Consider the following 26,131-nt stretch of genomic DNA (forward strand, 5'->3'; position numbering starts at 1 on the left):
AACCCCTCAGGAAAGGAAGCACCATGTCAGGCAAGGCATCGATCGAACTGGTCGCGGAGTTCGGCCACCAGGTAACCGGCGTGTCGGTCTCGGAAACCAAGCGCATCTTCGTCAACTTCCCGCGCTGGACCGAGGACACGGCCATCTCGGTGGCGGAACTGAAGGACGGCGAAGTCATACCGTATCCGGACACAGAATGGAACGCCTGGCGCAACGCGAAGAAGGACGAGATCACGCCGAACGACCACTGGGTCTGCGTGCAGAGCGTGGTGGCCGACCAGCGCGGCAGCCTGTGGGTGCTGGACCCGGCGGCGCCGGCCCAGTCCCACCTGGTGGACAAGGGGCCGAAGCTGGTGCGCATCGACCTCGCCAGCGACAAGGTGGCCCAGGTCATCGCCTTCGACGAAGACGCCGCGCCGCAGGGCTCCTACCTGAACGACGTGCGCTTCTCGAACGACGGCAAGTACGCCTTCATCACCGATTCCGGCGTCAAGGGCGCGCTGCTGGTGGTCGATATCGCGGCCGGCAAGACCGCGCGCGTGCTGGACGGCCATCCATCGACGCAGATGAAGAAGGGCCTGAACGTCAAGGCGGACGGCAAGATACTCCGCCGCCCGGACGGCCGCGGCGTCGAGTTCTCGGCCGACGGCATCGAGCTCTCATCCGACGGCAAGTACCTGTACTGGCAGGCGATCAAGGGCGATGAGCTGTACCGCATCCGCGCGGACGCGCTGACGGGCGCCGGCCTTCGCGGTGAAGACGTTTCAGCGCAAGTCGAGCACTACGGCGTCAACGGGGTCAACGACGGCCTGCTGATCGCGCGCGGCACCGAAGACATGTACCTGACTTCGGTGCAGGACAACGCCATCAAGCTGCGTAAGCTGGCCGAAGGACCGCAGGCCGCCGCGCAGACCGTGGTGCAGGACGAGCGCCTGCGCTGGCCGGACACCTTTTCGCAGGGGCCGGACGGCACGATCTACGTGACGACCTCGCACATCCAGGACTCGGCCTTCTTCAAGCCGGATGCGCCGGCGGCGCTGCCGACGCAGTTGTGGCGTCTGAAGCGCGAAGCCTGATCAGCGACTGGTGACGAGCGGCGCAGCGGCGGCCTGGCCGTCGTGCGCCGGCGTATCGGCATGCGCCAGGCCGATGCTGGCAAGCGCCACGACGGCGACCAGCAGGGACAGGACGCGCAGGCGGCGGAAGCGGGTGGAAGGCAGGGAGTGTCTCATGTCGTTATCCTGATTCTTATATGTATCTGTGCAGCTAGCCTTCTAGCATACCAAGGTACATACAGAAAGAAATACGCGAAATGTAACGTGTATCTCGGAAGCAACACATCGTTTAGAATAGGGCAAGACCGACTCTTCCTGCGCCGATGTTCTTGACCCAATTGCTGCCGGTTTTCCTGCTCGCCGGCCTCGGCGCCCTGCTCGTGCGCCTGCCCTGGCTGCGCGCGTCCTGGCATGCGGGCGTCACCGAACTGACCGCCAGATTCCTGGTGCCCTGCCTGCTGTTCAGCAGCGCGTGGCGCACCGGCATTCCGCCTTCGCTGTCCTGGAAAGTCCTGTGCGCCTTCTATCTGCCGCTGGGCCTGCTGTTCCTGGCGGCGCGCTGGATCGCGCGGCGCGGCGGCGACGGCGCGGCCACGGCCCTGGCGGCCACCTACTCGAACACCGTGTTCGTCGGCGTGCCGGTGCTGGTGCTGGTGCTCGGCGACGACAGCCTGCGGTTCGCCTATCCGGTGATCGCCTTTCACAGCCTGTTCTGCTTCACGCTCTACCACCTGAACGAGGATGCGGCGCCGTCGGGCTGGCTCAAGCCGGTGCTGAACACCCTCGGGAATCCCATCGTCGCCGCGCTGCTGCTGGGTCTTGCGCTGAACCTGGCGCGCATCCAGCTGCCGGCGCCGCTGCTGCGCGCCCTCGACATGCTGGGCGGCGCGGCCCTACCCTGCGCGCTGCTGTCGCTGGGCGCCTCGGTGGCCTCGCTCAAGCCCGGCCGCTGGCGCGCGACCTTCGCCATCGTGCTGGCCAAGCTGGTGCTGCTGCCGCTGGGTGTGATGGCCTTGTCGGTGTTCGTGTTCGAGCTGCCGATGGCGGCCGCGATGGTGCTGGTCGTACTGGCCTCCTGCCCGGTCGGCATCAACGCCGCCTTCGTGGTCAAGCCGGGCGGCCCGGGCGCGCAGCGCGTGAACTCGGCGATCCTGCTGTCCAGCCTCCTGTGCGCGGCGAGCATGCCGGCCTGGCTGTGGGCGCTACGCCAGCTCTGAACCGAGCCCGAAGGCGCCCTGCCGCAGCACGCCGCGCACGACGCGGAAGCGCCAGACCCGTTCGACCGGCGGCTGCCGGTCCGGGTCGGCCGCGTTCCAGTCGATCTGTACGAGGCCCTGCAGCTGCAGCATGTCGCCGCTGTTGAAATCGGCCAGCACGATGGCGGCGCGCGGCTCGGCGATGAAATTTCCGAGCGTGTTGAAGTAACGGTTGCCGTTGTAGTCGGGGATCGCCAGCACGCTGCCGTCCAGCCGCGCGAACCCGGGCGGGCCGCCGCGATGCGAGATGTCGAGGCCCGCCGCCGCGCCATGTGCATCGGCGCCGCTGGCGCTGGCAACGAACAGGGTGCTGCTCGACGCCAGCAGTTCGCGCGCCCGCGCCGGCAGCGCGTCATCGAATACGGTCACTGGGCCGGCCTGGCGTAGCAGCGGCATCAACTCGCGCACCTGGATATAACGCGGGCAGTTACCGAAGGACTGCACCACGTCGACCGCGAAGCCGCCCTCGCCTGCCTGCGCGATCACACCGTTCAGGCGGTTGCGCCGGCGCGTGGCCAGGTCGATGCCGAGCAGTCCTGCCGGCGCCCCTTCTGTTAACCGCGCCCGTACCGGATCGCTCGGCGGCGGCATGGCGCCGACCACCAGCCGCGCCGGATCGGGCGAGTAAGCAAAGCCGGGCGGGCCCTCGACCAGGGTCGCCAGCGACCACCCTTCGGCATCCGGCACCGCCACGCAGACGAAGCGCAGCAAGGGAAAGAAGGCCCGGTGCTGCTCCGGCATGAAGGCGCGGATCGGCGCGGCGGCGGGCGCGGCGCCGGCCAGGCGCTGGGCCTGCAGTTCGCCGGCGTGGAAAGGCAGCTCGATGCGGTCTCCGTTCATGGCCGCCTCACGCATCCGGCATCGGCACGAAACCCGGCAGGGCCTGCACCCTTGCGATCCAGGCGCGGACCTGGGGATAAGGCGCGAGCGCGATGCCGCCTTCGGGCGCATGGGCGATGTAGGCATGGCAGGCGACATCGGCGATGCTCGGTTCGAGGCCGGCCAGCCAGGGGTGGGCGGCCAGCTCGCCGTCCATCGCACCCAGCACGCGCGCCGCAAGGCGCTGGCTCAGCGCCGGCGGCACCCCGGTATCGTAGAAGCGCGCGTTGATGCGGGCGCTGGCCGGGCCGTAGGCGATCTCGCCGGCCGCCATCGACAGCCAGCGCTGCACGCGCGCCGCCTGGAGTGGGTCCTCCGGCAGCCAGTTGCTGCCCGCCGCATAGCGCCTGGCGAGGTAGACCAGGATGGCATTGCTGTCCACCAGCGCCAGCTCGCCGTCTTCGAGCACCGGGATCTGGCCGAGCGGGTTCAGGCGGCGGAATGCGGGCGTGTCACGCACCGCGGCCGGGCTGTCGGCGAACTCGTACGGCAAGCCCAGCAGGTGCAGGAAGAGCATGACCCGATGCGTGTGGCCGGACAGGCGGGTGCCGTGGAGGATGCGTCGGGGCTGGTCCATGATGGTCTCTTTATCGGTGATGGAAGTCGCCATGCTAGGCCGATTGCACTACCTGGTGAATCCGGCATAATCGCAATACAGCATTTCATTAATCGCAATAATGGACAGACTCGACGAACTGCAGGTCCTGGTTGCCATCCTCGACACCGGCAGCATGGCGGCCGCCGCGCGCAAGCTGGGCCGCTCGCCGGCCGCCGTCACGCGTGTACTGTCCGCGCTGGAAGTGCGCGCCGGGGCGCGCCTGCTGGAACGCAGCACGCGCCGCCTGACGCCCACCGAGGCCGGCCTGCGCCTTGCCGAACAGGCGCGCCGCCTGCTGGCCGACTACGACGCCGCCCTGCTGCCGGAAGCCGCCGGCACGCCGCGCGGCCTGCTGCGCATCGCCGCGCCCAACGTGTTCGGGCGCAGGCACGTGGCGCCGGTGGTGACGCGCTTCCTCGCCGCGCAGCCGGCGGTGCAGGTCGAGCTGCTGCTGTCGGACCGGAACGTGGACCTGATCGAGGAAGGCATCGACGCCGCCCTACGCATCGGCGCCGTATCGAGCATGAGCGTGGTCGCGCGCCCGCTGGGGAAGGTAACGCGGGTGACGGTGGCCAGTCCCGCCTACCTCGAGCGGCGCGGCACGCCGCTCGAGCCGGCCGACCTGGCGCACCACGAGCTGATCATGTCGACCTCGGTGCGCAGCGTGGCCGAGTGGCGTTTCAAGGCGGGCGCGCGCGAGCACGTGGTGCGCTACAGCCCGCGCCTGCGCGTGAACGATGTCGAGGCGGTGCTCGGCGCGGCCTGCGACGGCTTCGGCATCGCCCGCGCCCTGTCCTACCAGGTCGAGCCGCTGCTGCGTTCCGGCGCCCTGCAGCGCGTGCTGGCCGGCTTCGAGCCCGAACCGCTGCCGGTGCAACTGGTATGGCCCAGCAGCCGCCACATGCCGCCGCGGCTGCGCGCCTTCGTCGACTTCGCGGTGGCGCAGTTCGCGGCCCTGGACGTGCTCAGGTAGGCAGGACGACGGTTTCCGGCGAGCGCTCGCGGTGCGCAGACGCGCAGCTCAGCACACCCGCGATCAGCAGCGCCATCGCCAGCCATTCCAGTCCGGTGGGCAGGCGCCCCTCCCAGATGAAGCCGTACAGCAGCGCGAACAAGGTCTCGAACACGATCATCTGGCCGGTCATGGTCAGCGGCAGCAGGCGGCTGGCGTGGTTCCACAGCGCGTTGCCGACCACCGAGCACAGGATCGCGACCGTGGTGACCACGCCGCCGAAATACCACCAGGCCTGCGCCGCGTGCTCGCCCGGGTTCAGTATGAAAGCCGGCACCGCCAGCAGCAGCGCCTGGGCCCCGGTGACGACACCCACCAGCAGGCTCCAGTCATGCGCCGAGACCCCATGCAGCCGGGTCAGCGCACGGCTGTTGCCGACCGCGTACAGGGTCCAGGACAGCAGCGCGCCCACCGCGCACAGCAGGCCGAGGAGCGAGCCCGCCATCGAACCGTGCTGCGGATTCGCCAGCGACTGCCAGCTGATGCAGGCCAGGCCGGCGACGCCCAGCGCCAGCGACGGCAGCAGGCGCAGCATGGGCGCGGCATCGGCGTCGCGCCGCCCGGCCAGCGTGACCGTTACCGGCAGCAGGCCGATGATCAAGGAAGTCATCGCCACCCCACCCAGCTGCACCGCGTTTGCCAGGAACACGTAATAGATGATGTTGCCGGCAAAGCTGAGCCAGCCCAGCGTGCGCCAGTCGCGCCAGCCCAGCATGGGCCGCACCCGGCGCCAGGACGGCGCCAGCAATGCGGCCGCGACCAGGCCGTAGGCCAGGTAACGGCCGGCCGAGAGCTGCAGCGGCGAAAAGCCGCGCGTCAGCTCGGGGGTGAGAAAGACCAGGCCCCAGAAGGCGCCGGCCAGGATGCTCGCGCCGATGCCGAGCCAGTGATTTCGTGTAAGCATATTCAGTAAAACCTCCCGAGCGGGCATGATGCGGGAAATGCTCGGCTGTTTCTTGACCTGGCCTCGCGCTAAATTGACCTGTCCTGCAGCGCGGCGTCCAGGCGGCGGAACAGGATCGCCGTCAGGCAGGCCACCGTGTCGATGGCGAGGCAGAATTCGCCCCAGGAGTCGCGCCGGTAGCCAGTCGAATACTGGAAATCCGGGACCACCACGCCGGGGTCGAATGCCGAAAGCCGAATCGGGAACAGGTCGGCGGACGTGATCCCGGTGCCCGGCCAGGTGATGGCAAAGCGGCAGCGCAGCTTGCCCCATGCGCCCTTGGCGAACGAATCGTCGAGCAGGCTGAAGACGTATTTGCCGTTCGCGGCAAGGCGCTGGAAATGGCTGAAGCGGCGGCTCGGCGCGACCAGCCTGAATCCTGCGGGCGCCAGGGTCCGCATGTAGCGTTCACGCAGCAGGGCCATGCGCACACGCGTATCCAGCGCGGCGAATTCCGGACGTTCGGGTTCGCCGGAGCTCGCGACGGCCTGGCGCCTGGCCTCCAGCCCGGCCAGCCACGCGTCATGCTGGGGCGTGCCGGGCTCGAACACGGTTTCCAGCCAGGCCTTGAAGGCGGGCTCGATCTGCGGCGACTGAATCAGCTCGCCGGCCGGCAGCAGATGCGCCTTGCTGCGCAGGTCCGCGATCAGCGCCGAGCGATAGCCCCAGGGCGCGGCATAGTGGCCACGCAGGATGTCGATCGGGCTGTCCAGCGCGGACAAATCCTCTTTTGCATATTCGCGCCAATAGTCGAGCAAGCCCTGCCTGCTGGCGACCCGGTCGGCCAGCGCCAGCTGCGCCTCGCGCACGATGGCGCCGGGACGGTCGTAGCCCTGCGCCGTCAGTTCGTCCCGGATTTCCTCGGCCTGTTCGGCAAGGGCCAGCATCGCCCGCGACAGTTCCCAGCGGTCCGCATCCGAGACCGGCGGCGGCTTGCGGCTCATGCCTGCGCGGACAGGTGCTGGCGCCGGTAAGCCGCCGGCGTCATCCCGATGGCCTTGCGCAGCGCCCGCGTCAGCGCGCTCTGCTCGGAAAAGCCGGCGCGCAGCGCGATCTCGGCGATCGGCGTGGCGCTGCCCGCCAGCCACTCGCGCGCCTTGTCGAGGCGGCGGCCGAGCAGCCAGGCATGCGGCGTGGTGTCGTGCTCTTCGCGGAACAGCGCGTGCAGGCGGCTGACGCTGCAGCCCAGCGCCTGCGCCATCGTTTCGATGGTCCATGGCTGCCCAGGCGCGGCTTCGATGCGCGCCATCAGCGCGGCCAGCTTCGAGACCGGGCGCGGGCTGCCGAGCGCCAGCGTATCGACCAGCAGCGGCACCCAGCCCTGCACCACCGAAGGGGGCGCGGCGCCGCTGCCGCTCATCAGCGCCATGAATTCAATCAGTTTTCGGGAGGCCGGGCCGAGCGGCGCGAACGGGCGCTCGAACAGGCGTTCGGCGGCATCCGGCGCGAGAGCCTGTTCGGCGATGTCGACGATGATGGAACGGTTGCCGGCATCGCCGTGCTGGGCATGCCAGGCGCCGGGCGCGACGAAACCGGCGCGCAGCGGGTCCAGTACGCCCTGCCGTCCCTCGACCTCGAGCAGCAGCGCGCCGCGCAAAGGGAGCACCAGCTGGCCGTAGTCGTGGCGGTCGGGCGCGGTGAATTCGCCATAGCTGCGCAGGTGGAGGTCGACGGTGGATGAAGCCATCGGGCTAGTTTAGCACCGATGGGTCCCGTGGCGCCGGCGCGGAGGCCGGCGCCACGGGCATCGATCCGACGCGTCATGCGTCAGGACGGATGTTGTGGTTGAAGCGGAACAGGTTGTCGGGGTCGTAGCGCTGCTTGATGCCGACCAGGCGCGCGTAGTTGGGACCGTAGGCCTCGTGGATGCGCGCGCCCTCGTCCTGGGTCAGGAAGTTGATGTAGACGCTGCCGGCGGCATGCGGCGCCGCGGCCGCGAAGAATTCGCGCGCCCACGAGACCACCTTGTCGTCGTCCGACGCTTCGATCCAGCGCCCGTGCACGTTCATCGCGAACTGCACGTTGCGGTGCGGGTAGGCGGTGTCGCCGGGCGCCCTGGCGTTGGCCTTGCCGCCGATCAGGCCGAGGAAGATCTCGCAGTGCGGCGTCGGCACCGCCCCGGCATAGCGCAGCACGACGTCGATGGCTTTGTCGGACAGGCGCGTGAAGTTGTGCGATTTCCAGTAGTTGCGCGCCCCCGGGGCCAGCAGCGGGTCGAAGGCCTTCTGCCAGGCTTCATAGGGCATCGCGCCGACGTGCTCGCCCACCGGCTGGCCGAAACTGCGGATCTGCTCGAGCAAGGGCGCCACAGCCTCGGGCGTCCTGGGCGAAAACACGGCCAGCGCGACGATCGCGGTGCCGTGCACTTCGGGCGCCAGGAAAGGCAGCGGCGGCGCCTGGCGCAGCACGGCCCAGACGCTGGCGTCGTCCGGCAGGACGTCGACGAAGTCGCGGTAGCGGCGCATCACCTCGCGCGCCTGCGCGGCCGGGAACACGACCAGCCCGGCCGTGACCTCGGGTCCGACCGGATGCAGGGCGAACTGGAACAGCGTGACCACGCCAAAATTGCCGCCGCCGCCGCGGATCGCCCAGAACAGGTCCGGCTCGTCCTGCGCGCTGGCCCAGTGGCGCTTGCCGTCCGCGGTGACGACCTCGGCGCCGACCAGGTTGTCGACCGCCAGCCCGTGCATGCGGCTCAGCCAGCCGAAGCCGCCGCCCAGCGTCAGGCCGGCGGCGCCGGTGGTCGAGTTGATGCCCAGCGGGACCGCGAGACCGCAGGACTGGGTTTCGTGGTCGACGTCGGACAGCAGCGCGCCGCCGCCGACCCAGGCCAGGCGCGCCCGTGGGTCGACGTGGACGTCGCGCATGGCGGACAGGTCGATCACCATGCCGTCCTCGCACAGCGCACTGCCGGCGATGTTGTGGCCGCCGCCCTTGACCGCCAGCGGCAAGCCGTTGTCGCGCGCGAAGTTCACGCTTGAAACCACATCGGCGGTGCCGGCGCAGCGCACGATCAGGGCCGGACGGCGGTCGATCATGGCGTTCCAGATCGCGCGCGCATCGTCGTAATTCGGGTCGCCCGGCTGCAGCACCGGTCCCCGCAGCGTGGCCTTGAATGCAGCGACCACTTCGTTCTTCATATTGGTCATCTTTCGCCTCCACTCGCCAGGGCGCCGGCTGGCGCCGTCCTATGCAGGATAGGTGCTGTGGGACGATGTGCAAGCGCTGTCTGCTGTCCAGCCAGGCTGCTATGATGCCGCAAGGAGAAAACATGCGGACCCAATCTACTTGCCTGCTCTTCGCCGCCGCTTTGCTGAGCCATGGACTCGCCCATGCCGGCGGCTACGAAGGCTGGCGCTTCGGCATGACCCACGAACAGGTCAAGGCGGTCGGCGATCCCTCGCGCTACTACGGCTTCAAGAACGGCGACCTGGGCGCCGGCAAGCAGCCCTTCGAAGGCGGCGACGCCCTGCTCTCGTTTTATTTCAAGGGCGACCACATGGAGCGGGTGATGTTGATCCCCTACATGGGCGACGATCTCAAACAGGGCCGCGAAGCCTGGCGCAAGTCGCTGGACCATCTGACGCGGGTATGCGGTGGTGTCGAATCGCCCTCGCTCGGCAAGGGTGCAGCCAAGCCCGAGGCGGTGATGGCGGCATGGGACGAGGCGGTGCCCTTGATGGCGCCCGGCGAACGGCACCAGATGGGTTGTTCGCCGATGCCTGGCGGAGAGCGAATCTGGGCTTCGGCGACACGTGGCGCCGGCACCCAGGTGATGGTATCCGTGAATTACGGCGAGCCGTGAACGCCGGCAACGACGCTCACAAACGCACCAGCCGCCCGCCGTCGACGCGCATCCCGGCGCCCCGGATGAAGGCGGCATCCTCGCCGCACAGGAAGGCGATCGCGGCGGCGACGTCGTCGGGGGTGCCGACTTCGGCCTTGTTGATGACTTCCGCGCCCGAACGCACGTTCGGGTTATCCCAGAGCATGGGCGTGTCGATCGCGCCCGGCAGCACGGCGTTCACGCGCACGCCCTTGGGCTTGCCCTCCAGCGCGGCCGAGCGCGTCAGCGACAGCAGCGCCGTCTTGGCCGCCGCATAGGGCGCGACCAGCGGCTCGGTCTCGACCGCGTGCACGCTGGAGACATTGACCACCGCCCCACCCGCTTTCATCTTGAGGAAGGCCTGCTTGATGAAGAGGAAGGCGCCGAGCAGGTCGACGCCCAGGATGCGCTGCCAGTCCTCGACGGCCTGGTCTTCGATGGCCTTGAAGATCATCAGGCCGGCGTTGTTGACCACGATGTCCCAGTGGCCGAACCTGGCGATCGCCGCATCGGCCGCGGCGGCGACCTGGTCTTCCCTGGAGACGTCGCAGACGATGGTGGCGATGCGGTCCGGCTCGGCCCCGGTGTCGAGCTGGAGCTGGGTGGCTGCGGCGTCGAGCCTACCCTGGTCGAGGTCGGCCAGCAGCACGCTGGCGCCCTCCCTCAGCAGCCGGCGCGCGGTGGCGAGGCCGATGCCGCCGGCCGCGCCGGTCACGATTGCGCTGCGTCCGTCGAGTTTCATATGTGCTGGTCGAATACCTGGCGTAAATAAGCGATGAAGGTCTCGTCCGTTCCCATGCCCTTGCCCGGACTGTCGGACAGCTTGGCCACCGGCTGGCCGTTGCAGCGTGTGAGCTTCATCACGATGTTGAGCGGCTCGTACTGGGTATCGTTGGTGAGCTTGGTGCCGATGCCGAAGCCCAGCTGCACGCGGTCGGCGAAATGCCGATACAGGCTCAGCGCCTTCGGCACCGTCAGCGCATCCGAGAACACCAGGCGCTTGGTACGGGCGTCGATGCGCAGCTTGGCGTAATGGGCGAGCGCCTTTTCGCCCCACTCGACCGGATCGCCGGAATCGTGGCGCAGGCCGTCGAACAGCTTGGCGAAATACAGGTCGAAGTCGCGCAGGAAGGCGTCCATGCCGACCACGTCGGTGAGCGCGGTGCCGAGGTCGCCGCGGTATTCCTGCACCCAGTCTTCGAGCGCCTTTTTCTGGAAGTCGCGCAGGCGCACGTCGAAGGACTGGAAGGCCTGCATGTATTCATGGGCCATGGTCCCGATCGGCACCAGGTTGAAGTTCTTTGCCAGGTAGACGTTCGAAGTGCCCCTGAAGAACTGCGGCAGCTCGCGCGCCAGGGTCGCCACGACCTCTTCGTGCCACTCGCCGGAAAAGCGGCGGCGCACGCCGAAGTCGAAGAAATCGAAGGGATTCAGGCGCTGCGGCTCGGCGTCGAAGGCGCGGAATTCCTCGACCTTCTGCGCCAGGCGCCTGCGTCCCTCTTCCAGCGCGGCGGCCTGGTCGAAGCGGCGGAAATACAGCTCGTTGACGATGTAGAGCACGAAGATCTCGAAGCCCATCACGTGCACGATGGGGCCGGTGGCGCGGATGCGCAGGTGCGGGCCGTCGGTCTCGACGCGGATGAACTTGCGCTGGAAGCGGAACAGGGTCAGGTAGTCGGCGAAATCGCTCTTGATGAAGCGCAGCGAACGCAGGTAGTCGACCTCGTCCTCGGTGAACATCATCTCGCACAGGTGGTCGAGCTCGCGCTCGATCTCGTCCTTCAGCTCGGCCAGCGGATAGGCCGGCGTGTTGCGGCACTTGAATTCATATTCGCCGATGGCGCCCGGATGCATGTGCAGGAAGGCCTGCCACATCGTGAACTTGTACAGGTCGGTCTCGAGCAGGCTGCGGACGACTGGCTTCATGAAGACCTTTCGCTTTTCTTGCGCGAGCGGCGCTTGGGCGCCAGCATGGTCCCGCTGCAGCCGGGCGTGCCGCAACGGCAGGCGAACTGGCGCTTGAGCGCCGGCGTGTGCCGCTCGTCGTAGATCAGCGCATAGTTGTAGTTGAGTTCCTCGCCCTCGTCGATGTCGCGCAGGGCGTGGATATAGACCCGGCCGTCTTCCTCGTAGGCTTCGCAGTTCGGTTCGCAGGCGTGGTTGATCCAGCGCGCATCGTTGCCCCGGCGCCCGCCGTCGATCACGTTGCCGTCGGCGAGGCTGAAATAGAAGGTGTGGTTGATCGGGCCGCCGCGCTCGGCAGCGCGCTCGGTCGCATGGTCCCAGCTGATGCGTTCGCCGCGGTATTCGATGATGCGTTCCCCGGCGCCTATCGGGCGCAAGGCGAACACGCCGTTGCCGTGGACCGGGGACTTCCTGACTTCGTAGTTTTTTGCGGATGAACTCATTGCGGATGCGTGGGCGATGGATGAACCAAGAGGATGCCTATTATTGACCGAAAAGCACTTTTGCGCCGCACGCGATCACCGATTGCAACTAAGCTGATCCTGCACAAAAGGTCTCAGCGTCGATCTTGACGGCGTCCCAACGAAGGCACAGCCTTGAAGGCTCGGCTGCTTTTCGCGCATCTCCTGAATGAGGAACCATCATGCTGCAGACCCTGCGTCCCGACCCCACGTTTCACCCGTCACCGCGCCTGGCGATGGAAGCGGAAGTTGAACACATCGCCTATACGGTGCTGCTGTCGCCGGATCGCTCGAAACCCGACGCCCTCGCCGTCATCGACGTCGATCCCGAGTCCGCCACCTACGGCAAGGTGATCGAGCGGCTCGACATGCCCTATCGAGGTGACGAATTCCACCACTTCGGCTGGAACGCCTGCAGCTCGGCGCTGTCCCCGATGTCGGGCCATGCGTTTCTACAACGCCGCTACCTGATCATTCCGGGCATCCGCTCCTCGCGCATCTACATCGTCGATACCCAGCCCGACCCGCGCAAGCCGAAGCTGGTCAAGACCATCGAACCGGAAGAGCTGCTGCGCAAGACCGGCTACTCGCGTCCGCACACCGTGCATTGCGGCCCCGAAGGCATCTACATCAGCACCCTGGGCGGCGCCGGCGCGGACGGCACCCAGGGGCCGCCGGGCATCGCCATCATGGATTGCGAGAGCTTCGAGATCCACGGCAAATGGGAAATCGAGCGCGGGCCGCAAAAGCTGCACTACGATTTCTGGTGGAACCTGCCGCGCGACTACATGGTGTCCAGCGAATGGGGCCTGCCGCCGCAGTTCGAAAACGGCATCGTCCCCGAAGACCTGCTCGCCAATCGATACGGCCACGCGGTGCATTTCTGGAGCCTGCGCGAGCGCAAGCACCTGCAGACCATCGACCTGGGCGCGAATCACCAGATGGCGCTCGAGATCCGTCCGGCCCACGATCCGACCAGAGAGTACGGCTTCCTGGGCGTGGTGGTGGACACGACCAGCCTGGAAGGCTCGATCTGGACCTGGTATCGCGAAAACGGCAGCTTCCATATCAAGAAGACCGCGGTCATTCCGCCCGAGCCGGCCGACGCCGACCGCTTGCCGCCGCTCCTGAAAGGCTTCGGCGCCGTGCCGCCGCTGATCACGGACATCGACCTCTCGCTCGACGACCGCTTCCTCTACGTGGCCTGCTGGGGCACCGGCGAGCTGCGCCAATACGATGTGACGGATCCCTTCAATCCCGTCCTGGCGGGCAGCGTGCGCATTGGCGGCATCGCGCAGCGGGCGAAGCACCCGAACGGCCGGCCGGTCGGCGGCGGCCCGCAAATGACCGAGATCAGCCGCGACGGCAAGCGGGTGTACTTCACCAACTCGCTGTACAGCAGCTGGGACACGCAGTTCTATCCGGACGGCGTGCCGGGCGTGCAGCTGATGTGCAGGGTCGGGGCGAACGGCGGCATCGAGCTGGATCCATCCTTCTACGTCGATTTCGGGCCTGATCATGCCGCGCACCAGATCCGGCTGCAGGGTGGCGACTGCTCGACGGATTCGTTCTGCTATCCGTCGGCGTGACGACGGGCGTGCTCTGGATGGCCGTGATCGGCCTTGGCCTCTACCATGGCCTGAATCCGGCCATGGGCTGGCCGCTGGCGGTCGCGAACGGCATGGCGGACCGGCGCGCTGCGTCGGTGTTCGCCACCCTGCTGCCGCTCGGCAGCGGGCATTTCGCCGCCATCGCCGTCGGGCTGGCGCCTTTCGCCCTGCTCGGCTGATATGTCGAATGGAGCCAGGCCATCCGCATCGGCGCCGGTTCAGCCGTGCTGCTGTTCGGCGTATTCAAGCTGCTTTACCGGCGCCATCCACGAATGCTGGCGCGCGTTGCGCCGACGCGGCTGGCCTGGTGGTCCTTTTTGATGGCGACCTCGCATGGGGCGGGTCTCATGCTGGCGCCTTTCATGCTCGGGCTGTGCGCGGCGCCTGGGCACCATGCGCCAGCGGCTGGGCTGGCGCGGGCGACGATGTGGGCGGCGCTTGGGGTCGCGGTGGTGCATACGGCCGCGGCCCTGCTCGCCGGGATCGCCATTGCCTGGATCGTGTATCGCTACCTCGGCTTGGGATGCTTGCGGCGCGCCTGGCTCAACCTGGAAGCGGTGTGGGGAATCAGCCTCGTCCTTGCCGGCGCGGCCGGGATCGGGTTGGCGCTCTAGTGCGCTCCCAGAACCGAGCGCCTGTGTTTCCGAGTAATGCACCAGCGGCTCATGGCAGAATGAGGTCGATCTCGACCAGTGCGCTGCCTTTCGCCGCATAGCCGAGCTTGGCTGCCGCCACGTACGATAGATCAATGATCCTGTCAGAGAGGAAGGGGCCGCGGTCGTTCACGCGAACGACCACCGTTCGGCCGTTCTCGAGGTTGGTCACCCTGACATAAGAAGGGATGGGAAGGACAGGATGCGCAGCCGTCAACTTCATCACGTCGTAGAGTTCACCACTTGCCGTCGGCAATCCGTGATAGCGGGTGCCGTACCAGCTTGCCACACCACGCGCATGGTAGAGCGCTAACTTGTTCATCGGCCGGAAGCTATTTCCCATAGCAACATAAGGCTTGAGCGTACCGGAGACAAACCGCTCCACCTTGGGTACCGGCTCCTTGACGGCATCGATCTGCGCCTGGCTTATGCCTTTTGGTGGACCATCGTTGAGGTAATAGCGCCCACCTGCTTTTGTTGGCTGAACTTTTGGTGTCGAGCAGGCTGCTAGAGACATCGCCAACACAAGGACCAGCCCTGGTCCTGAACAGATAGCTGAAATACTTCTCATCGTTCCTTTCCACACGTTTTCATCGCGCCGGACGCGCCGTCGACCTGACACCATTTCGGGTGAACATCAACTGACCCGGTCGAAATCTTCCTCGCGATACTCGGTACCGGTCCGCCCACCCGCCTGCTCCGCCTTGCGCAACTCGACCCGCCGGATCTTGCCCGAGATCGTCTTCGGCAGCTCGGTGAACTCCAGCCGGCGAATCCGTTTATAAGCCGACAGCCGCGCGCGCGCAAAAGCGAAAATGGCCCCGGCCAGCTCGCGGGTCGGCTCCACGCCCGGCCGCAAAGTGATGAAGGCCTTGGGCACCGACAGGCGCAGCGGATCGGGACTCGGCACGATGGCCGCTTCCAGCACGTCCGGATACTCGATCAGCACGCTCTCCAGCTCGAAGGGGCTGATGCGGTAATCCGAGGACTTGAACACGTCGTCGTTGCGGCCGACGTAGAAGTAATAACCGTCCTCGTCCACCGTGGCCGTGTCGCCGGTGTGGTAGTGGCCGCCGCGCATGACGTCGGCGGTCTTGGCCTCGTCGCCTTCGTAGCACAGCATCAGGCCCAGCGGCGACGGCGCCAGCACCAGCGAGATCTCGCCTTCCTGTGCCGGCTGCTCGTCGATGTCGAGCAGGGTCACCTGGTAGCCGGGCAGCGGGCGTCCCATCGAGCCCGGCTTCACGAGCTGGCCCGGCGGATTGCCGATCTGGCAGGTGGTCTCCGACTGGCCGAAGCCGTCGCGGATGCGGATGCCCCAGGCGCGCTCGACCTGCTCGATGACTTCCGGGTTCAGCGGTTCGCCGGCGCCGACCAGCTCGCGCAGCGGCGGCTTCCAGGCGCTCAAATCTTCCTTGATCATCATGCGCCACACGGTCGGCGGCGCGCACAGCGAGGTGACGCCGCAGCGGCAGATCACGTCCAGGCAGGCGCGCGCCGAGAAGCGCTCGTAGTTGTAGACGAAGATGGTGGCGCCGGCATTCCAGGGCGCGAAGAAGCAGCTCCAGGCATGCTTGGCCCAGCCGGGCGAACTGATGTTCCAGTGGACGTCGCCCTGCTTCAGGCCGATCCAGTACATGGTCGACAAATGGCCGACCGGGTAGCTCTGCTGGCTGTGCAGCACCAGCTTGGGTTTCGCTGTGGTGCCGGAGGTGAAGTAGAGCAGCAGCGGGTCGGTGGCCTTCGTCATGCCGTCCGGCGTGAATTGCGGGTCCGCCCTGCCGCTGTCGGTGAACGCGGTCCAGCCCTCGGCCGTGCCGCCGACCGCGATGCGGGTGTAGTCGCCGGCCAGCGTTTCGAACTTGTGCGTCTCGGAAGACTGCGCGATCACGTGGCGGATATGGCCGCGCTGCAGGCGGTCTTCGAGGTCGGCCGGCGAGACCAGCATGGTGGTCGGCACCAGCACCGCGCCCAGCTTGATCCCGGCCAGCATGATTTCCCACAGCTCGACGCGGTTCGGCAGCATCAGCAGCACGCGGTCGCCGCGGCGGACGCCCTGCTCGCGCAGCCAGTTCGCGACCTGGCTTGATCTGGCCGCCATGTCGGCGTAGCTGATCTTGCGCTCGCTGCCGTCTTCCTCGACCACCCACAGGACCGGGGTGTCGTTGCCCTTGGCCTGGACGTCGAAGAAGTCCAGCGCCCAGTTGAACTCATCGAGTTCGGGGGCACGGTAGTCGCGGTAGGCGGTGTCGTAGTCGAGGCGGTGCCGCTGCAGGAAGTCGCGCGCCTGGATGAAGCGCTCGTAAGGCGTCTGGGCCATGGTCGTCTCCTTTTATGTTCTAGTGCGAACATTTTGCCATGGCTTGGCGGTCGAGGTGCGCGAAGGTCCGCGTGGGCAGGTGGCGCCCACCCCACCGTCAGGTTCAAAGACGCTTGATCTCGCCGATGTTGACCTCGTCCTTCGGCGTCATCATGTCGATCACGCGGCAGTCGCCGCACATGCGCATGCGGTCCAGGTTGCCGGCGAAGGCCGGGTGCGAGGCCAGGCGCGCGAGCATGGTCTCGACCATCTTCAAGGTGCCGAAGGGCTTGCTGCAACGGATGCAGTGGAAGGGCTGGGTTTCGTTCAGCACCACGGTCTGCTTGCGCGTCTCCGTGAGGTTCATCCGCGGCGCCAGGCGGATCGCGTCTTCCGGGCAGGTGGTGGCGCACAGGCCGCACTGCACGCAGTTTTTCTCGACGAAGCGCAGCTGGGGCGCATTCTGGCCGTCCATCAGCGCGGAACTCGGGCAGACGCCGACGCAGGACATGCACAGGCTGCAGGCGGATGCGTCCACCGCCAGCGTGCCGAAGGGTGCCCCCACCGGCAGCGGGATTTCCTGCACGGGCGACGGCGCATGCTTCACCAGGTGGTCGAGCGCATAGTCGAGCGTGTTGCGTTTATCGGCCGCGATATTGAAGCCGGCGCGCTGGACCGGCCCCTGGCCGCGCGGCGCGTGCTGCAGCGCCACCGCCAGCTCGTCCGGGCTGCTGGCGCGCAGCAGCTGCAGGTGCGGACCGGCATAACCGAGGCCGTCGAGGATGGCCTGGACGATCTCCATCTGCTGCCCCAGCGCGGCCGCGTACTGGGGCGCTTCGGCCTCGGTCATGAGCACCGTCACGCCGGCCGCGCCATAGGCCAGTGCGCTGAGCCAGACGTCGATCCCGGTCGAGGCCGTATGGTGCAGCCCGAGCGGCAGCAGGCGGCCCGGGATGGCGTCCCCGGCCTGGGCCAGCAGCGCCGCGCCTTCCAGGCCGTGCAGCAGCAGGACCGGCTCCTGGCCGCCCGCCTCCGCATAGGCCTGCAGCACGGCCTTGATGCGGCCGCCCGTGTGGCTGGCCGCCGGGTAGGCATAGGAGATGGCGCCGGTCGGGCAGACCGTGGTGCAGGCGCCGCAGCCGGCGCACAAATAAGGGTTCACCTTGATCAGGTCGCCCGCCCCTTCGATGGCGCCGGCCGAGCAGATCTCGACGCAGGCATTGCAGCCGACCAGCTGGTTGCGGCTGTGCGCGCACAGCCGCTCCTTGTAGGCGAAATACTTCGGCTTTTCGAACTCGCCGACCATGTCCAGCAGCTGCTCGACGGCTTGCGTGCGTTCGGCTTCGTCCGGGCCGGGGAAATAATAGCCGTGCGGACGCTGGTGGGTGGCGATCCGCGGCGCGGCGCCGAGGTCCAGCACCAGGTCGAACTTGCCGTGCCCGGGGGCGCGGCCCGGGGCCTGCCAGGTGGCCTGGAAGGCGCCCAGCCAGCCGCTCAGCACGACGGCGCGCGCGTTGAAGACGGGGTAGATGCGCAGCGGCGGCCTGTCCTCTTCGTCGAGAAGCAGCACGGTCACGTTCAGGCCGCCGGCCAGGCGGTCGGCCCAGGGCAGGGCCTGGGCGCCGCTGCCGATGACGAGGGTGCGGCCGGTCGAATGGTAGCCGACCGTGTCGAGCGCCTCGGGCGGCTCGATGGCGCCGAGGGCGGCGACGGCGGCCACCCTGGCCAGCAGGTTCCTGGCCTCCTGGGCCGGACCGGCGCCCTGCCCTTCGATGAAACGGATATTCATTGTGTCTCTTGTTCAGGTGGTTGTTCTGGTTGTGGTTCCGCTTTTGCTTCCGCTGTTGTTTCCGGCACTGCGGGTTCGTCCTCGACCATCGTCATGAAGGTGCTCTTCGCGTGGTTCAGCGAGGCCAGCATCGCCTCGGACATGGGGCTGGGCTTGTTGTAGTCGTCGATGTAGACGTCCAGCCTGTCCATCACATTGAAATGCGGATCGGCGAACAGTTTTTTCAGGGCGCTGCGGCGCACGGCCTGGTCGACGCCGCGCGCGACGAAGCCGGAAAAGTCGGAATCGGCTTTCAGCGCGGCGACATCGTCCATGGTCGGCAGCGGGCGCTCGGCCGGCAAGGGCCGCGGCTCGGCGGCGCTCTCCAGCGGCGCCTGCACGGGCTCGGCGGCCGGCGCCGCAAACGCCGCCGCATTCAGGGGCGCCTCGGCGACCGGTTCAGGCGCAGGCGCGCGCCCTTCCCGAACCTCGTTCTTGCGGCGCGCCCAGCGGCGCAGGAAACCTTCGTCGGCCATGCTGTCCTTATCCGTGCTGCCGGCCGCGGCGCGGCTTGGGCTGGTAGTGCTCGCGCAGGTAGCTCGCCACCCAGGCGTAGATGTCGGCCGGCATGGTCACGCCGTCGGCGTTTTCGCCCGAGTCGAACATGCGCGTGCCTTCGACGTAGCTGACCGAGGCCCGTACCGGCATCGCCCGGCCATTCTCCATGCGCCATAGCACGAAGATCTTGGATTCCGGCGCCATCACGTTCTCGAAATAGCCTTCGTTCTCGTCCGTGTAGAGTTCCAGCTCCAGGCCCGAGACCAGGTAGTAGTCGCGCTCCGGCGCCTGGCTCAGCACCTGGACCGGCGGCAGATTGCCGCGGTCCGGCACCACGCCCACCGCTTCCCAGGCTTCGTCCGCCCACACGTGCTTGACGCTGCGGCGCTGCATCAGCACCGCGATCGGCATGCTGCCCATTTTCATTGTGCTGTCCCGTTCATTTCTTGCTCACGTCGGTCGGCGTGCCTTTCTGGACCGTCGGCTCGGCGTTTTTCGGCTGGGCCCTGGTCTGGAATTTCTTGACGTCTTCGCTCGGCGGGGCCGTGCCCAGTTTCTCGCTCTTGACCGCCGGATTCACGCCGGCCTGTCCGGCGGCCGTCGTGTTGCCGGCGCCCTGAGACCCCGCGGGGGCGGGGCTGGCCGCCCCGGCCGCGGTGACGGGCGCGGCGCCGGCAGCCGGCGCGGCGGCCACGACCGCCACCGCCGGATGGGTCTTCCAGCCTTCCCGGGCGGCGCGCGCGCGATAGTGGGCGGTGACCGCGTCCATGGACGCCGACAGGCTCAGCTTGTCCTGGGCGGCCTGTGCGTCGGCCTTGGCCTTCTTGTCGGCCGCGGCCTGCTGCTGGGCCGGGGTCGGCGGCGGCAGGGCCGCCCAGGCCACACTCGCGATCAGAAGGCCTGCGATCAGCAGCGCCGCCTTGAGCGCGGGATGCCGCCCTGTGTGCTGCCGGTTGAGTCGATTCGTTCTCATGACTGTGTCCTCCTTTGCGTCAGCGCCCCGGCGCCGCGCTGCTCGCGCCCGGGTCGCGGTGGGCGGCGGCCGGCTGCGGCGCCGGCGTGGCGTCAGGTTTCACCGGATTGTTGCCGCCGTCGCCGGACGGCTTCCCGGTGGCGCCGGTCTGCGCCGCGGCACCGCTGGACGGCGTCGACACGCCGTTGCTCGGCCCCTGCCCGGTCTCGCGCGTGCTGCCGCCGGTGCCCGCGCCGGCGGTATTGCCACCTGCGCCGCCGGCGATGCCGGGGGTGCCGCCCGCATAGGTCGCATCGGTCTTCGGTCCGCCGTTACGCGCCATGATCTGCCCGCTGGTGCCGCCGCCGGCCGTGACCATGGCCGGGAACTTGGTCTGGCGCATGGATTGGTCGCCGTGTCTGCTGCAGCCGGCCGCGCTCAGGAGCAGCGCGAGCGCACCCGCATGCATAAGAAAAACTGATGCTTTCATGGGCGTACTCCCGGCGGCACATTACCCGAAGGAAGATTACCCGATGCGCCGCCGGCGGGCGGATGATCGGGCGGCGGCACGCGCTTGTCGAAGGTGCCGACCGGCACGCCGGCCTTCACTTCGTCCAGCCAGACGCCGTGGTGGGCACGGGCCCAGGCTTCGTCGACGTCGCCGTGGCGCATCGCGTGGTAGGCGCCCGGCGTGCCCCAGGTGCCGATGTAGATGTGGCCCATGGCGGCGGCAATGTACAAGGTGGCGCCGGCCAGGTGCAGGTAGTTGGCGACCTGCAGCACGTAGCGGGTCTGGCCGAAGGCGACGAAGTCGAGGATCAGGCCGCTGATCGACATCACCAGCCCCAGCAGCGTCACGCCCAGCCAGAACCAGCTCTTTTCGCCGGCATTGAAGAAACCGGCCGGCACGTGCTCGTGGGTCAGCATGCCGCCGCCCTTCTTGAACCACATCCAGTCGATCCTGCGGAAGAAATTCCGGTGCAGGAAAGTGAAGAACATCAGCACCGAGCACACGATGAACAGGGGGCCGACGAAGTTGTGCAGGTACTTGAACACCCAGGCGATGAAGGCGAACACGTCGTGCCCGAGCAGCGGAATCAAGAGCTTCTTGCCGAACAGGATCACCAGCCCGGTCACGGCCAGGATGATGAAGCTGATCGCCGTCGCCCAGTGGATGTGGCGCTCCCAGGCGGTAAAGCGCTGGATGCGGCGCCCGGTGTCGGGGTCGGCGCTCAGCTTGCCGACCACCTTGGCGACGAGCAGGATAGCCAGCAGCGCCAGCACCAGGATGGCGCCGGACAGGGTCGCCAGCGGGCCGTTGCGCAGCACGCGCCATTCGTTTCCGCCGCGCTGGACGATGACGGTGCCCTCCTTATTGCCGTACTGGCCGAGGTAGTGGCGGTCGATGTGCACGCGGCCGGAATCCTTGGAGGCCAGGCCCGGCTCCGGCGCGCGCGCGTCGTGCTCGGCCTGCAGGATGGTCTGCTCTTCGGCATAGGCCGGCTGCGCGCGGTTGTTGGGCACGCCGGCCCAGGCAGACGACAGGCTCAGCGCCATGAGAACACTTAGGAAGAACGCTCGCATGCTCGGCTCCTCAGGGATTGGCCCGGTTGTATTCGTTCTGGTGCTGGTTGCGGTTGCTGATCGTGCCCCACCAGGACAGCCGGTCGCGGTGGAAGTGGGTCTGGAACGGCAGGTCGTCCTTCTTGCCCGCGTACTGGCCCTTGACCCAGTGCGGGTGCTGGTCGACCTCGAGGCAGCCGGCCAGCAGCGCCAGTGGAATCAATACGAGGAAGAGTCGCTTCATGTCGGCAGCCTCCCCTCGTCGTTCTGGGAATCCTTCAGGTTCTGGTTCTCGCGCGGCCCGTTGCCGGTGGCCTTGATGTCGCCGCCGCGCTTCGGTTTGCCGTAGGCGATCTTCCAGCCCCACAGTTCCGGGCCGTAGCCGCGGGTCTCGACGCGCTGGCGGTAGATGTCGGCGATCAGCCCCGCGTCACCGGCGACCAGGGCCTTGGTGCCGCACATCTCGGCACAGGCCGGCAGCTTGCCCTCGGCGATGCGGTTGCGGCCATATTTCTTGAACTCGGCTTCGGAGGTATCCGGTTCCGGACCGCCGGCGCAGAAAGTGCACTTGTCCATCTTGCCGCGGTGGTTGAACAGGCCGGTCTCCGGGAATTGCGGCGCGCCGAAGGGACAGGCGTAATAGCAGTAGCCACAGCCGATGCACTGGTCCTTCGAGTGCAGGACGATGCCATCCTCGGTGTGGTAGATGCAATTGACCGGACACACCGCCAGGCAGGGTGCGTCGGTGCAGTGCATGCAGGCCATCGAGATCGAGCGCTCGCCGGGAACGCCGTCGTTGATGGTCACCACGCGGCGCCGGTTCACACCCCAGGGCGTCTCGTTCTCGTTCTTGCAGGCCGTCACGCAGCCGTTGCAGTCGATGCAGCGCTCCGTGTCGCAGATGAACTTCATTCTTGCAGCCATAAAACCTCCTTGACTTGGATTCCCGCCTTCGCGGGAATGACGTTCAGGCGCGCACCAAACGGCACATCGACACTTTCGTTTCCTGCATCATCGTCACGGCGTCATAGCCATAGGTCCAGCCGGTGTTGACGGCCTCGCCGCGCACGGCCGGGGCGCCGCCTTCCGGATAATGCTTTTCGAGGTCCTCGCCCATCCACCAGCCACCGAAGTGGAAGGGCATCCACACCAGGCCCTGGGGCACGCGCTGGGTCACCATCGCCATCATCTTGAGGTTGGCCCCGGTCGGGGTCTGGACCCAGATGAAGTCGCCCAGCTTGACGCCGATCTGGGCCGCATCCTCGGGGTTCACCTCGCAGAACATGTTCTGCTGCAGCTCGGCCAGCCAGGGATTCGAGCGGGTCTCCTCGCCGCCGCCTTCGAACTCGACCAGGCGACCCGAGGTCATGATCAGCGGATAGTCCTTCGAGAAGTCGACCTGCTGCACCGACTTGTACAGGGTCGGCAAGCGCCAGAAGGCGGCCTTGTCGTCGTAGGTGGGGTACTTGGCCACCAGGTCGCGGCGCGGCGAGACCAGCGGCTCGCGGTGGGTCGGGATCGGGTCCGGGAAGTTCCAGACATTGCAGCGCGCCCGGGCATTGCCCCATGGCGCGCAACCGTGGGAAATGACCACCCGGATAATGCCGCCGGAAAGGTCGGTCTTCCAGTTCTTGCCCTCGGCGGCGACCTGCTCTTCCGGCGTCAGGTCGGACCACCAGCCCAGCTTCTTCATGAAGATGTGGTCGAATTCCGGATAGCCGACGTCCAGTTCGCTGTCCTTGTTGGTCGAGCCGTCGGCCGCCAGCAGGGTCTCGCCGTTGTGCTCGACGCCCCAGTTGGCGCGGAACGGCAGGCCGCCTTCGGCCACCGATTTGTTCAGGTCGTACAGGATGGGGGTGCCCGGGTGTTTCATCTCCGGCGTACCCCAGCACGGCCAGGGCAGGCCGTAGTAGTCGCCCTTGCACGGGCCGTCGTCGGCGCGCATGGTGGTCGGATTGAAAGTGTGCTTGTTCTGCATGTGCAGCTTGAGGCGCTCCGGCGAGCAGCCGGTGTAGCCGATGGTCCAGCAGGAGCGGTTGATCTCGCGGAGGATGTCCTCGATGACCGGCTCGTTATTGACCACCTTGATGTTCTTGCACAGTTGTTCCGCGAAGCCGAACTTTTTCGCGAACAGATACATGATCTCGTGGTCGGTCTTGCATTCGAACAGGGGCTGGATCACCCGCTCGCGCCACTGGATCGAGCGGTTCGAGGCGGTCACCGAGCCCTGGCATTCGAACTGCGAAGCCGCCGGCAGCAGGTAGACGCCGTCCTGGCGCCCGTGCATCGAGGCCGTCATGCTCGGATAGGGGTCGATCACGACCAGCATGTCCAGCTTCTGCATGGCCGCCTTCATGTCCGGCAGGCGGGTCTGGCTGTTCGGCGCGTGGCCCCAGTAGATCACGGCGCGCAGGTTGCTGGGCTGGTCGACGTACTGGTTGTCCTCGTTCACGGCGTCGAACCAGCGCGACACCGTGATGCCCGGCTTTTCCATCAGCTCCTTGGAGCCGAAGCGCGACTTGATCCACTCGTAGTCGACGCCCCAGACCGCGGCGAAGTGCTTCCAGGCGCCCTCGGCGATGCCGTAGTAGCCCGGCAGCGAGTCGCCGTTCGGGCCGACGTCGGTGGCGCCCTGCACGTTGTCGTGGCCGCGGTAGATGTTGGCGCCGCCGCCCGGCTTGCCGATATTGCCCAGCGCCAGCTGCAGGATCGACAGCGCACGCACGTTGGCGGTACCGACGTGGTGCTGGGTGATGCCCATGCACCAGACCACCGAGGAAGGACGGTTCTTGGCCAGCATCTCGGCCGCCATGCGGACGCTGGCTTCCGGCACGCCGGTCACGTCGGTGACTTTATCCGGCGTCCATTTCGCCACCTCCTTGCGCACGTCGTCCATGCCATAGGTGCGGGCGGCGATGTAGTCCTTGTCTTCCCAGCCGTTCTCGAAGATGTGCCACAGGATTCCCCACACCAGCGGGATGTCGGTGCCCGGGCGCACCCGCACATAGTGGTGGGCGAAGCGCGCGGTGCGGGTGAAGCGCGGGTCGACCACGATCATCTTCGCGCCCAGTTCCTTGGCGTGCAGGAAGTGCAGCATCGAGATCGGGTGGGCCTCGGCCGGATTCGACCCGATGAACATCACGGCCTTGCTGTAATGCAGGTCGTTGAAGGAGTTCGTCATCGCGCCGTAGCCGAAGGTCTGGGCCACGCCCGCCACCGTGGTCGAGTGGCAGATGCGCGCCTGGTGGTCGCAGTTGTTGCTGCCCCAGAAAGAGACCCATTTGCGCAGCAGGTAGGACTGCTCGTTGTTGTGCTTGGAGCTGCCGATCAGCATCAGCGCATCCGGGCCGGACTTCTGGCGCAGGGCCAAGAGCTTGTCGCCGATTTCGTTGATGGCCTGGTCCCAGGAGATGCGCTCGTACTTGCCGTTGACGAGCTTCATCGGGTAGCGCAGGCGGTGCTCGCCGAAGCCGTGCTCGCGCACCGAAGCGCCCTTGGCGCAGTGGGCGCCCATGTTGATCGGCGAATCGAAGGCGGCTTCCTGGCGCACCCAGACCCCGTTGCTGACCACCGCCTCCACCGAGCAGCCGACCGAGCAGTGGCTGCAGACGGTGTGCTTGATTTCGGTCTTGGGCGCGGCCGCGGGCGCCGGGTCGGCCGCGCTGGCCGGCTCGATCACGTTCAGCGGCAGGTGGCGCGCGACCGCCGCGGCGCCGGCCGTGACACCGGCGCCAGCCAGGAATTTGCGGCGCTTCAAGCCATTCCTCGTGCCGTTGTCACGCGTAGTCTTCACCATCGTCATGGCTGCTGCTCCTCTGTTTACCAGTAGGCGGCCGTCGCGTAGTAACGGCGGATGTGTTCGGTCTCGTGGTAGCCCCTGGGCTTGGCGGGTTCTTCCGGCGCGGGTGCGGGCGGCGCGGTCTCGGCGGCGCTGGCGCGGGCGGCCACCACGGCCAGGGCGCCCAGCGGCGCGGCCTTCAGCAGGCTGCGGCGGGCGGGGTCGGGAGTTTGTTCGTCCTTGGCCATGATGTCCTCATGCGGCAACGTTGGAATCGGCCGGCTGCCACATTGCAAACGCAAGGGCTTCGACCCCGAGGTAGGCGCCGATGAAGGCCGCCACCACTTTGTAGAAATTCGCAGCTTCGGCGCCGGCGATGTCGGCCATGCAGGCCGCGTACCAGGGCTGGATATGGGCCGTGAACAGGTGCTGCTGCTCTTCGAGCGGCTGGCGCGCGATGCCCGGCGCGCCGGTAATCAGGACGCGCATGGTCTCGCACAGGGCGCCCAGGTGGTCTTCGAGCTCGCCGACGCCGCGCGCCCGCGCGATGCCGAGGCGGCCCAGGTCCTGGCGCAGCTCGGCCAGCGGCACGTCGTTCAGGTGGCCCGCCACGTAGAAGGAGCCGTAGGGATTCAGGAGCGGATTGCCGGTGCTGATGAAGAGGGCCGAGAATTCGTCGGCGACCGCCGCCGCATCCATCACGCTGGCGGCCTGGCTCAGTTTCAGCCAGGCGTCCTCGAGAGCGATCCCGGCTTCGGCGAGGCCTTCGGCATGGATGGGCTCGGCGTCGGCCAGGGCCTTCAAGAGGCCGGCGTTCGGCGGCGCCAGCAGCAGGCGTGCGATCAGTGCGTAAAAATCGGCCCGCGCCTGGTCCTCATCGGACAAGGGCAAGGCAATCGTTTGTAAGGACACATTCTCCTGTGGCACTGAGCGGTTCTCCCGTTAGCAAATCTGC

28 protein-coding genes and 1 pseudogene are annotated in these 26,131 nt (G+C 67.4%); 6 read left to right on the forward strand and 23 right to left on the reverse strand.

Features of this window, described 5'->3' with window-relative positions; translation table 11 throughout:
• The first annotated feature begins 23 nt into the window (after nt 1–23).
• On the forward strand, nt 24–1,076 hold the full coding sequence (locus ACFPO9_RS10810; RefSeq protein WP_379770450.1) for an L-dopachrome tautomerase-related protein: 1,053 nt from the start codon (nt 24–26) through the stop codon (nt 1,074–1,076).
• Here ACFPO9_RS10810 and ACFPO9_RS10815 read toward each other — a convergent pair whose 3' ends face one another.
• Nucleotides 1,077–1,232, reverse strand: coding sequence for a hypothetical protein (locus ACFPO9_RS10815; protein WP_379770452.1), 156 nt, complete (start codon nt 1,230–1,232; stop codon nt 1,077–1,079).
• Nucleotides 1,233–1,384: 152 nt separating this feature from the next.
• On the opposite strand from ACFPO9_RS10815, the gene ACFPO9_RS10820 reads away from it, so the two are divergent.
• Nucleotides 1,385–2,272, forward strand: coding sequence for an AEC family transporter (locus tag ACFPO9_RS10820; protein WP_379770454.1), 888 nt, complete (start codon nt 1,385–1,387; stop codon nt 2,270–2,272).
• Here the strand turns inward: ACFPO9_RS10820 and ACFPO9_RS10825 are convergent.
• Together ACFPO9_RS10825 and ACFPO9_RS10830 are read right to left on the reverse strand one after the other, a co-directional pair.
• Nucleotides 2,258–3,151: a pyridoxamine 5'-phosphate oxidase family protein gene (locus ACFPO9_RS10825; protein WP_379770456.1), complete on the reverse strand. Its 894-nt coding sequence runs from the start codon at nt 3,149–3,151 to the stop codon at nt 2,258–2,260. The genes ACFPO9_RS10820 and ACFPO9_RS10825 overlap by 15 nt on opposite strands.
• 7 nt (nt 3,152–3,158) lie before the next feature.
• Nucleotides 3,159–3,767, reverse strand: coding sequence for a glutathione S-transferase family protein (locus tag ACFPO9_RS10830; RefSeq protein ID WP_379770458.1), 609 nt, complete (start codon nt 3,765–3,767; stop codon nt 3,159–3,161).
• A gap of 100 nt (nt 3,768–3,867) precedes the next feature.
• Between ACFPO9_RS10830 and ACFPO9_RS10835 the strand changes: the two genes are divergently transcribed.
• Nucleotides 3,868–4,761, forward strand: coding sequence for a LysR family transcriptional regulator (locus tag ACFPO9_RS10835; RefSeq protein WP_379770460.1), 894 nt, complete (start codon nt 3,868–3,870; stop codon nt 4,759–4,761).
• Here the strand turns inward: ACFPO9_RS10835 and ACFPO9_RS10840 are convergent.
• The 4 genes from ACFPO9_RS10840 to ACFPO9_RS10855 all read right to left on the reverse strand — a co-directional run bounded on the left by ACFPO9_RS10840 (nt 4,754) and on the right by ACFPO9_RS10855 (nt 8,892).
• A complete protein-coding gene (locus ACFPO9_RS10840; protein WP_379770462.1) occupies nt 4,754–5,704 on the reverse strand; it encodes a DMT family transporter in 951 nt (316 codons plus the stop codon). The two genes, ACFPO9_RS10835 and ACFPO9_RS10840, sit on opposite strands and share 8 nt — an antisense overlap.
• Before the next feature lie 68 nt (nt 5,705–5,772).
• Nucleotides 5,773–6,687 (reverse strand): hypothetical protein, encoded by a 915-nt coding sequence (locus ACFPO9_RS10845; RefSeq protein WP_379770465.1) that lies wholly within the window; start codon nt 6,685–6,687, stop codon nt 5,773–5,775.
• Nucleotides 6,684–7,430 carry a helix-turn-helix transcriptional regulator gene (locus ACFPO9_RS10850; protein ID WP_379770467.1) on the reverse strand — a complete coding sequence of 249 codons (747 nt, stop codon included), beginning with the start codon at nt 7,428–7,430 and terminating at the stop codon, nt 6,684–6,686. The genes ACFPO9_RS10845 and ACFPO9_RS10850 overlap by 4 nt, the downstream gene beginning before the upstream one ends.
• 73 nt (nt 7,431–7,503) lie before the next feature.
• A complete protein-coding gene (locus ACFPO9_RS10855; protein WP_379770469.1) occupies nt 7,504–8,892 on the reverse strand; it encodes an FAD-binding oxidoreductase in 1,389 nt (462 codons plus the stop codon).
• Between the two features lie 122 nt (nt 8,893–9,014).
• Here ACFPO9_RS10855 and ACFPO9_RS10860 point away from each other — a divergent pair, with 122 nt between their 5' ends.
• Entirely contained in the window at nt 9,015–9,548 is a 534-nt protein-coding gene (locus tag ACFPO9_RS10860; RefSeq protein ID WP_379770472.1) for a hypothetical protein, read from the forward strand.
• A gap of 16 nt (nt 9,549–9,564) precedes the next feature.
• On the opposite strand, the gene ACFPO9_RS10865 is transcribed toward ACFPO9_RS10860, so the two are convergent.
• From ACFPO9_RS10865 to ACFPO9_RS10875, 3 genes are read right to left on the reverse strand one after another with little or no spacing between them, the layout of a single operon-like run.
• Nucleotides 9,565–10,311: an SDR family NAD(P)-dependent oxidoreductase gene (locus ACFPO9_RS10865; protein ID WP_379770474.1), complete on the reverse strand. Its 747-nt coding sequence runs from the start codon at nt 10,309–10,311 to the stop codon at nt 9,565–9,567.
• The gene (gene pncB / locus ACFPO9_RS10870) at nt 10,308–11,495 is read right to left on the reverse strand and encodes a nicotinate phosphoribosyltransferase (protein ID WP_379770477.1); all 1,188 of its coding nucleotides are present in this window, start codon (nt 11,493–11,495) and stop codon (nt 10,308–10,310) included. The genes ACFPO9_RS10865 and pncB overlap by 4 nt, the downstream gene beginning before the upstream one ends.
• A complete protein-coding gene (locus ACFPO9_RS10875) occupies nt 11,492–11,977 on the reverse strand; it encodes an SET domain-containing protein (RefSeq protein ID WP_379770479.1) in 486 nt (161 codons plus the stop codon). The genes pncB and ACFPO9_RS10875 overlap by 4 nt, the downstream gene beginning before the upstream one ends.
• Nucleotides 11,978–12,177: 200 nt before the next feature.
• Between ACFPO9_RS10875 and ACFPO9_RS10880 the strand changes: the two genes are divergently transcribed.
• A complete protein-coding gene (locus ACFPO9_RS10880) occupies nt 12,178–13,584 on the forward strand; it encodes a selenium-binding protein SBP56-related protein (protein ID WP_379770483.1) in 1,407 nt (468 codons plus the stop codon).
• Between the two features lie 17 nt (nt 13,585–13,601).
• Nucleotides 13,602–14,219 (forward strand): annotated as a pseudogene (locus ACFPO9_RS10885) (hypothetical protein).
• A gap of 49 nt (nt 14,220–14,268) precedes the next feature.
• Here the strand turns inward: ACFPO9_RS10885 and ACFPO9_RS10890 are convergent.
• From ACFPO9_RS10890 to ACFPO9_RS10950, 13 genes are all read right to left on the reverse strand, one after another.
• A complete protein-coding gene (locus ACFPO9_RS10890) occupies nt 14,269–14,829 on the reverse strand; it encodes a septal ring lytic transglycosylase RlpA family protein (protein ID WP_379770485.1) in 561 nt (186 codons plus the stop codon).
• 66 nt (nt 14,830–14,895) lie between these two features.
• A complete protein-coding gene (locus tag ACFPO9_RS10895; protein WP_379770488.1) occupies nt 14,896–16,578 on the reverse strand; it encodes an AMP-binding protein in 1,683 nt (560 codons plus the stop codon).
• Between the two features lie 103 nt (nt 16,579–16,681).
• Nucleotides 16,682–18,346 (reverse strand): 4Fe-4S binding protein, encoded by a 1,665-nt coding sequence (locus ACFPO9_RS10900; RefSeq protein ID WP_379770490.1) that lies wholly within the window; start codon nt 18,344–18,346, stop codon nt 16,682–16,684.
• Entirely contained in the window at nt 18,343–18,861 is a 519-nt protein-coding gene (locus ACFPO9_RS10905; protein WP_379770492.1) for a DUF3306 domain-containing protein, read from the reverse strand. The genes ACFPO9_RS10900 and ACFPO9_RS10905 overlap by 4 nt, the downstream gene beginning before the upstream one ends.
• A gap of 7 nt (nt 18,862–18,868) precedes the next feature.
• Complete coding sequence (locus tag ACFPO9_RS10910; protein ID WP_379770494.1) at nt 18,869–19,309, reverse strand: DUF3305 domain-containing protein; 441 nt, start codon at nt 19,307–19,309, stop codon at nt 18,869–18,871.
• Between the two features lie 13 nt (nt 19,310–19,322).
• Nucleotides 19,323–19,856 (reverse strand): hypothetical protein, encoded by a 534-nt coding sequence (locus ACFPO9_RS10915; protein WP_379770496.1) that lies wholly within the window; start codon nt 19,854–19,856, stop codon nt 19,323–19,325.
• 19 nt (nt 19,857–19,875) lie between these two features.
• Nucleotides 19,876–20,325 carry a hypothetical protein gene (locus ACFPO9_RS10920; protein WP_379770498.1) on the reverse strand — a complete coding sequence of 150 codons (450 nt, stop codon included), beginning with the start codon at nt 20,323–20,325 and terminating at the stop codon, nt 19,876–19,878.
• Nucleotides 20,322–21,419, reverse strand: coding sequence for a formate dehydrogenase subunit gamma (locus ACFPO9_RS10925; protein WP_379770500.1), 1,098 nt, complete (start codon nt 21,417–21,419; stop codon nt 20,322–20,324). Before ACFPO9_RS10925 ends, ACFPO9_RS10920 begins: the two co-directional genes overlap by 4 nt.
• A gap of 10 nt (nt 21,420–21,429) precedes the next feature.
• The gene (locus tag ACFPO9_RS10930; RefSeq protein WP_379770502.1) at nt 21,430–21,642 is read right to left on the reverse strand and encodes a hypothetical protein; all 213 of its coding nucleotides are present in this window, start codon (nt 21,640–21,642) and stop codon (nt 21,430–21,432) included.
• Nucleotides 21,639–22,322, reverse strand: a complete 684-nt coding sequence (fdh3B, locus tag ACFPO9_RS10935; RefSeq protein WP_379770504.1) for a formate dehydrogenase FDH3 subunit beta — start codon at nt 22,320–22,322, stop codon at nt 21,639–21,641. Before fdh3B ends, ACFPO9_RS10930 begins: the two co-directional genes overlap by 4 nt.
• A 43-nt stretch (nt 22,323–22,365) precedes the next feature.
• Complete coding sequence (locus tag ACFPO9_RS10940; protein ID WP_379770506.1) at nt 22,366–25,200, reverse strand: formate dehydrogenase subunit alpha; 2,835 nt, start codon at nt 25,198–25,200, stop codon at nt 22,366–22,368.
• A 17-nt stretch (nt 25,201–25,217) separates the two neighbouring features.
• Nucleotides 25,218–25,424: a formate dehydrogenase gene (locus ACFPO9_RS10945; protein WP_379770508.1), complete on the reverse strand. Its 207-nt coding sequence runs from the start codon at nt 25,422–25,424 to the stop codon at nt 25,218–25,220.
• Between the two features lie 7 nt (nt 25,425–25,431).
• The gene (locus tag ACFPO9_RS10950; RefSeq protein WP_379770510.1) at nt 25,432–26,088 is read right to left on the reverse strand and encodes a TorD/DmsD family molecular chaperone; all 657 of its coding nucleotides are present in this window, start codon (nt 26,086–26,088) and stop codon (nt 25,432–25,434) included.
• Nucleotides 26,089–26,131: the final 43 nt, after the last annotated feature.

This window comes from Massilia aerilata, from assembly GCF_042656905.1.
In the GTDB taxonomy this organism is placed as follows: Bacteria; Pseudomonadota; Gammaproteobacteria; order Burkholderiales; family Burkholderiaceae_D; genus Telluria; species Telluria aerilata.

Coding starts and splice junctions, on each gene's coding strand:
- ACFPO9_RS10810 (WP_379770450.1), top strand. CDS start 24: ATGTCAGGCAAGGCATCGATCGAACTGGTCGCGGAGTTCGGCCACCAG.
- ACFPO9_RS10815 (WP_379770452.1), bottom strand. CDS start 1,232: ATGAGACACTCCCTGCCTTCCACCCGCTTCCGCCGCCTGCGCGTCCTG.
- ACFPO9_RS10825 (WP_379770456.1), bottom strand. CDS start 3,151: ATGAACGGAGACCGCATCGAGCTGCCTTTCCACGCCGGCGAACTGCAG.
- ACFPO9_RS10830 (WP_379770458.1), bottom strand. CDS start 3,767: ATGGACCAGCCCCGACGCATCCTCCACGGCACCCGCCTGTCCGGCCAC.
- ACFPO9_RS10835 (WP_379770460.1), top strand. CDS start 3,868: ATGGACAGACTCGACGAACTGCAGGTCCTGGTTGCCATCCTCGACACC.
- ACFPO9_RS10840 (WP_379770462.1), bottom strand. CDS start 5,704: ATGCTTACACGAAATCACTGGCTCGGCATCGGCGCGAGCATCCTGGCC.
- ACFPO9_RS10845 (WP_379770465.1), bottom strand. CDS start 6,687: ATGAGCCGCAAGCCGCCGCCGGTCTCGGATGCGGACCGCTGGGAACTG.
- ACFPO9_RS10850 (WP_379770467.1), bottom strand. CDS start 7,430: ATGGCTTCATCCACCGTCGACCTCCACCTGCGCAGCTATGGCGAATTC.
- ACFPO9_RS10855 (WP_379770469.1), bottom strand. CDS start 8,892: ATGACCAATATGAAGAACGAAGTGGTCGCTGCATTCAAGGCCACGCTG.
- ACFPO9_RS10860 (WP_379770472.1), top strand. CDS start 9,015: ATGCGGACCCAATCTACTTGCCTGCTCTTCGCCGCCGCTTTGCTGAGC.
- ACFPO9_RS10865 (WP_379770474.1), bottom strand. CDS start 10,311: ATGAAACTCGACGGACGCAGCGCAATCGTGACCGGCGCGGCCGGCGGC.
- pncB (WP_379770477.1), bottom strand. CDS start 11,495: ATGAAGCCAGTCGTCCGCAGCCTGCTCGAGACCGACCTGTACAAGTTC.
- ACFPO9_RS10875 (WP_379770479.1), bottom strand. CDS start 11,977: ATGAGTTCATCCGCAAAAAACTACGAAGTCAGGAAGTCCCCGGTCCAC.
- ACFPO9_RS10880 (WP_379770483.1), top strand. CDS start 12,178: ATGCTGCAGACCCTGCGTCCCGACCCCACGTTTCACCCGTCACCGCGC.
- ACFPO9_RS10890 (WP_379770485.1), bottom strand. CDS start 14,829: ATGAGAAGTATTTCAGCTATCTGTTCAGGACCAGGGCTGGTCCTTGTG.
- ACFPO9_RS10895 (WP_379770488.1), bottom strand. CDS start 16,578: ATGGCCCAGACGCCTTACGAGCGCTTCATCCAGGCGCGCGACTTCCTG.
- ACFPO9_RS10900 (WP_379770490.1), bottom strand. CDS start 18,346: ATGAATATCCGTTTCATCGAAGGGCAGGGCGCCGGTCCGGCCCAGGAG.
- ACFPO9_RS10905 (WP_379770492.1), bottom strand. CDS start 18,861: ATGGCCGACGAAGGTTTCCTGCGCCGCTGGGCGCGCCGCAAGAACGAG.
- ACFPO9_RS10910 (WP_379770494.1), bottom strand. CDS start 19,309: ATGAAAATGGGCAGCATGCCGATCGCGGTGCTGATGCAGCGCCGCAGC.
- ACFPO9_RS10915 (WP_379770496.1), bottom strand. CDS start 19,856: ATGAGAACGAATCGACTCAACCGGCAGCACACAGGGCGGCATCCCGCG.
- ACFPO9_RS10920 (WP_379770498.1), bottom strand. CDS start 20,325: ATGAAAGCATCAGTTTTTCTTATGCATGCGGGTGCGCTCGCGCTGCTC.
- ACFPO9_RS10925 (WP_379770500.1), bottom strand. CDS start 21,419: ATGCGAGCGTTCTTCCTAAGTGTTCTCATGGCGCTGAGCCTGTCGTCT.
- ACFPO9_RS10930 (WP_379770502.1), bottom strand. CDS start 21,642: ATGAAGCGACTCTTCCTCGTATTGATTCCACTGGCGCTGCTGGCCGGC.
- fdh3B (WP_379770504.1), bottom strand. CDS start 22,322: ATGGCTGCAAGAATGAAGTTCATCTGCGACACGGAGCGCTGCATCGAC.
- ACFPO9_RS10940 (WP_379770506.1), bottom strand. CDS start 25,200: ATGACGATGGTGAAGACTACGCGTGACAACGGCACGAGGAATGGCTTG.
- ACFPO9_RS10945 (WP_379770508.1), bottom strand. CDS start 25,424: ATGGCCAAGGACGAACAAACTCCCGACCCCGCCCGCCGCAGCCTGCTG.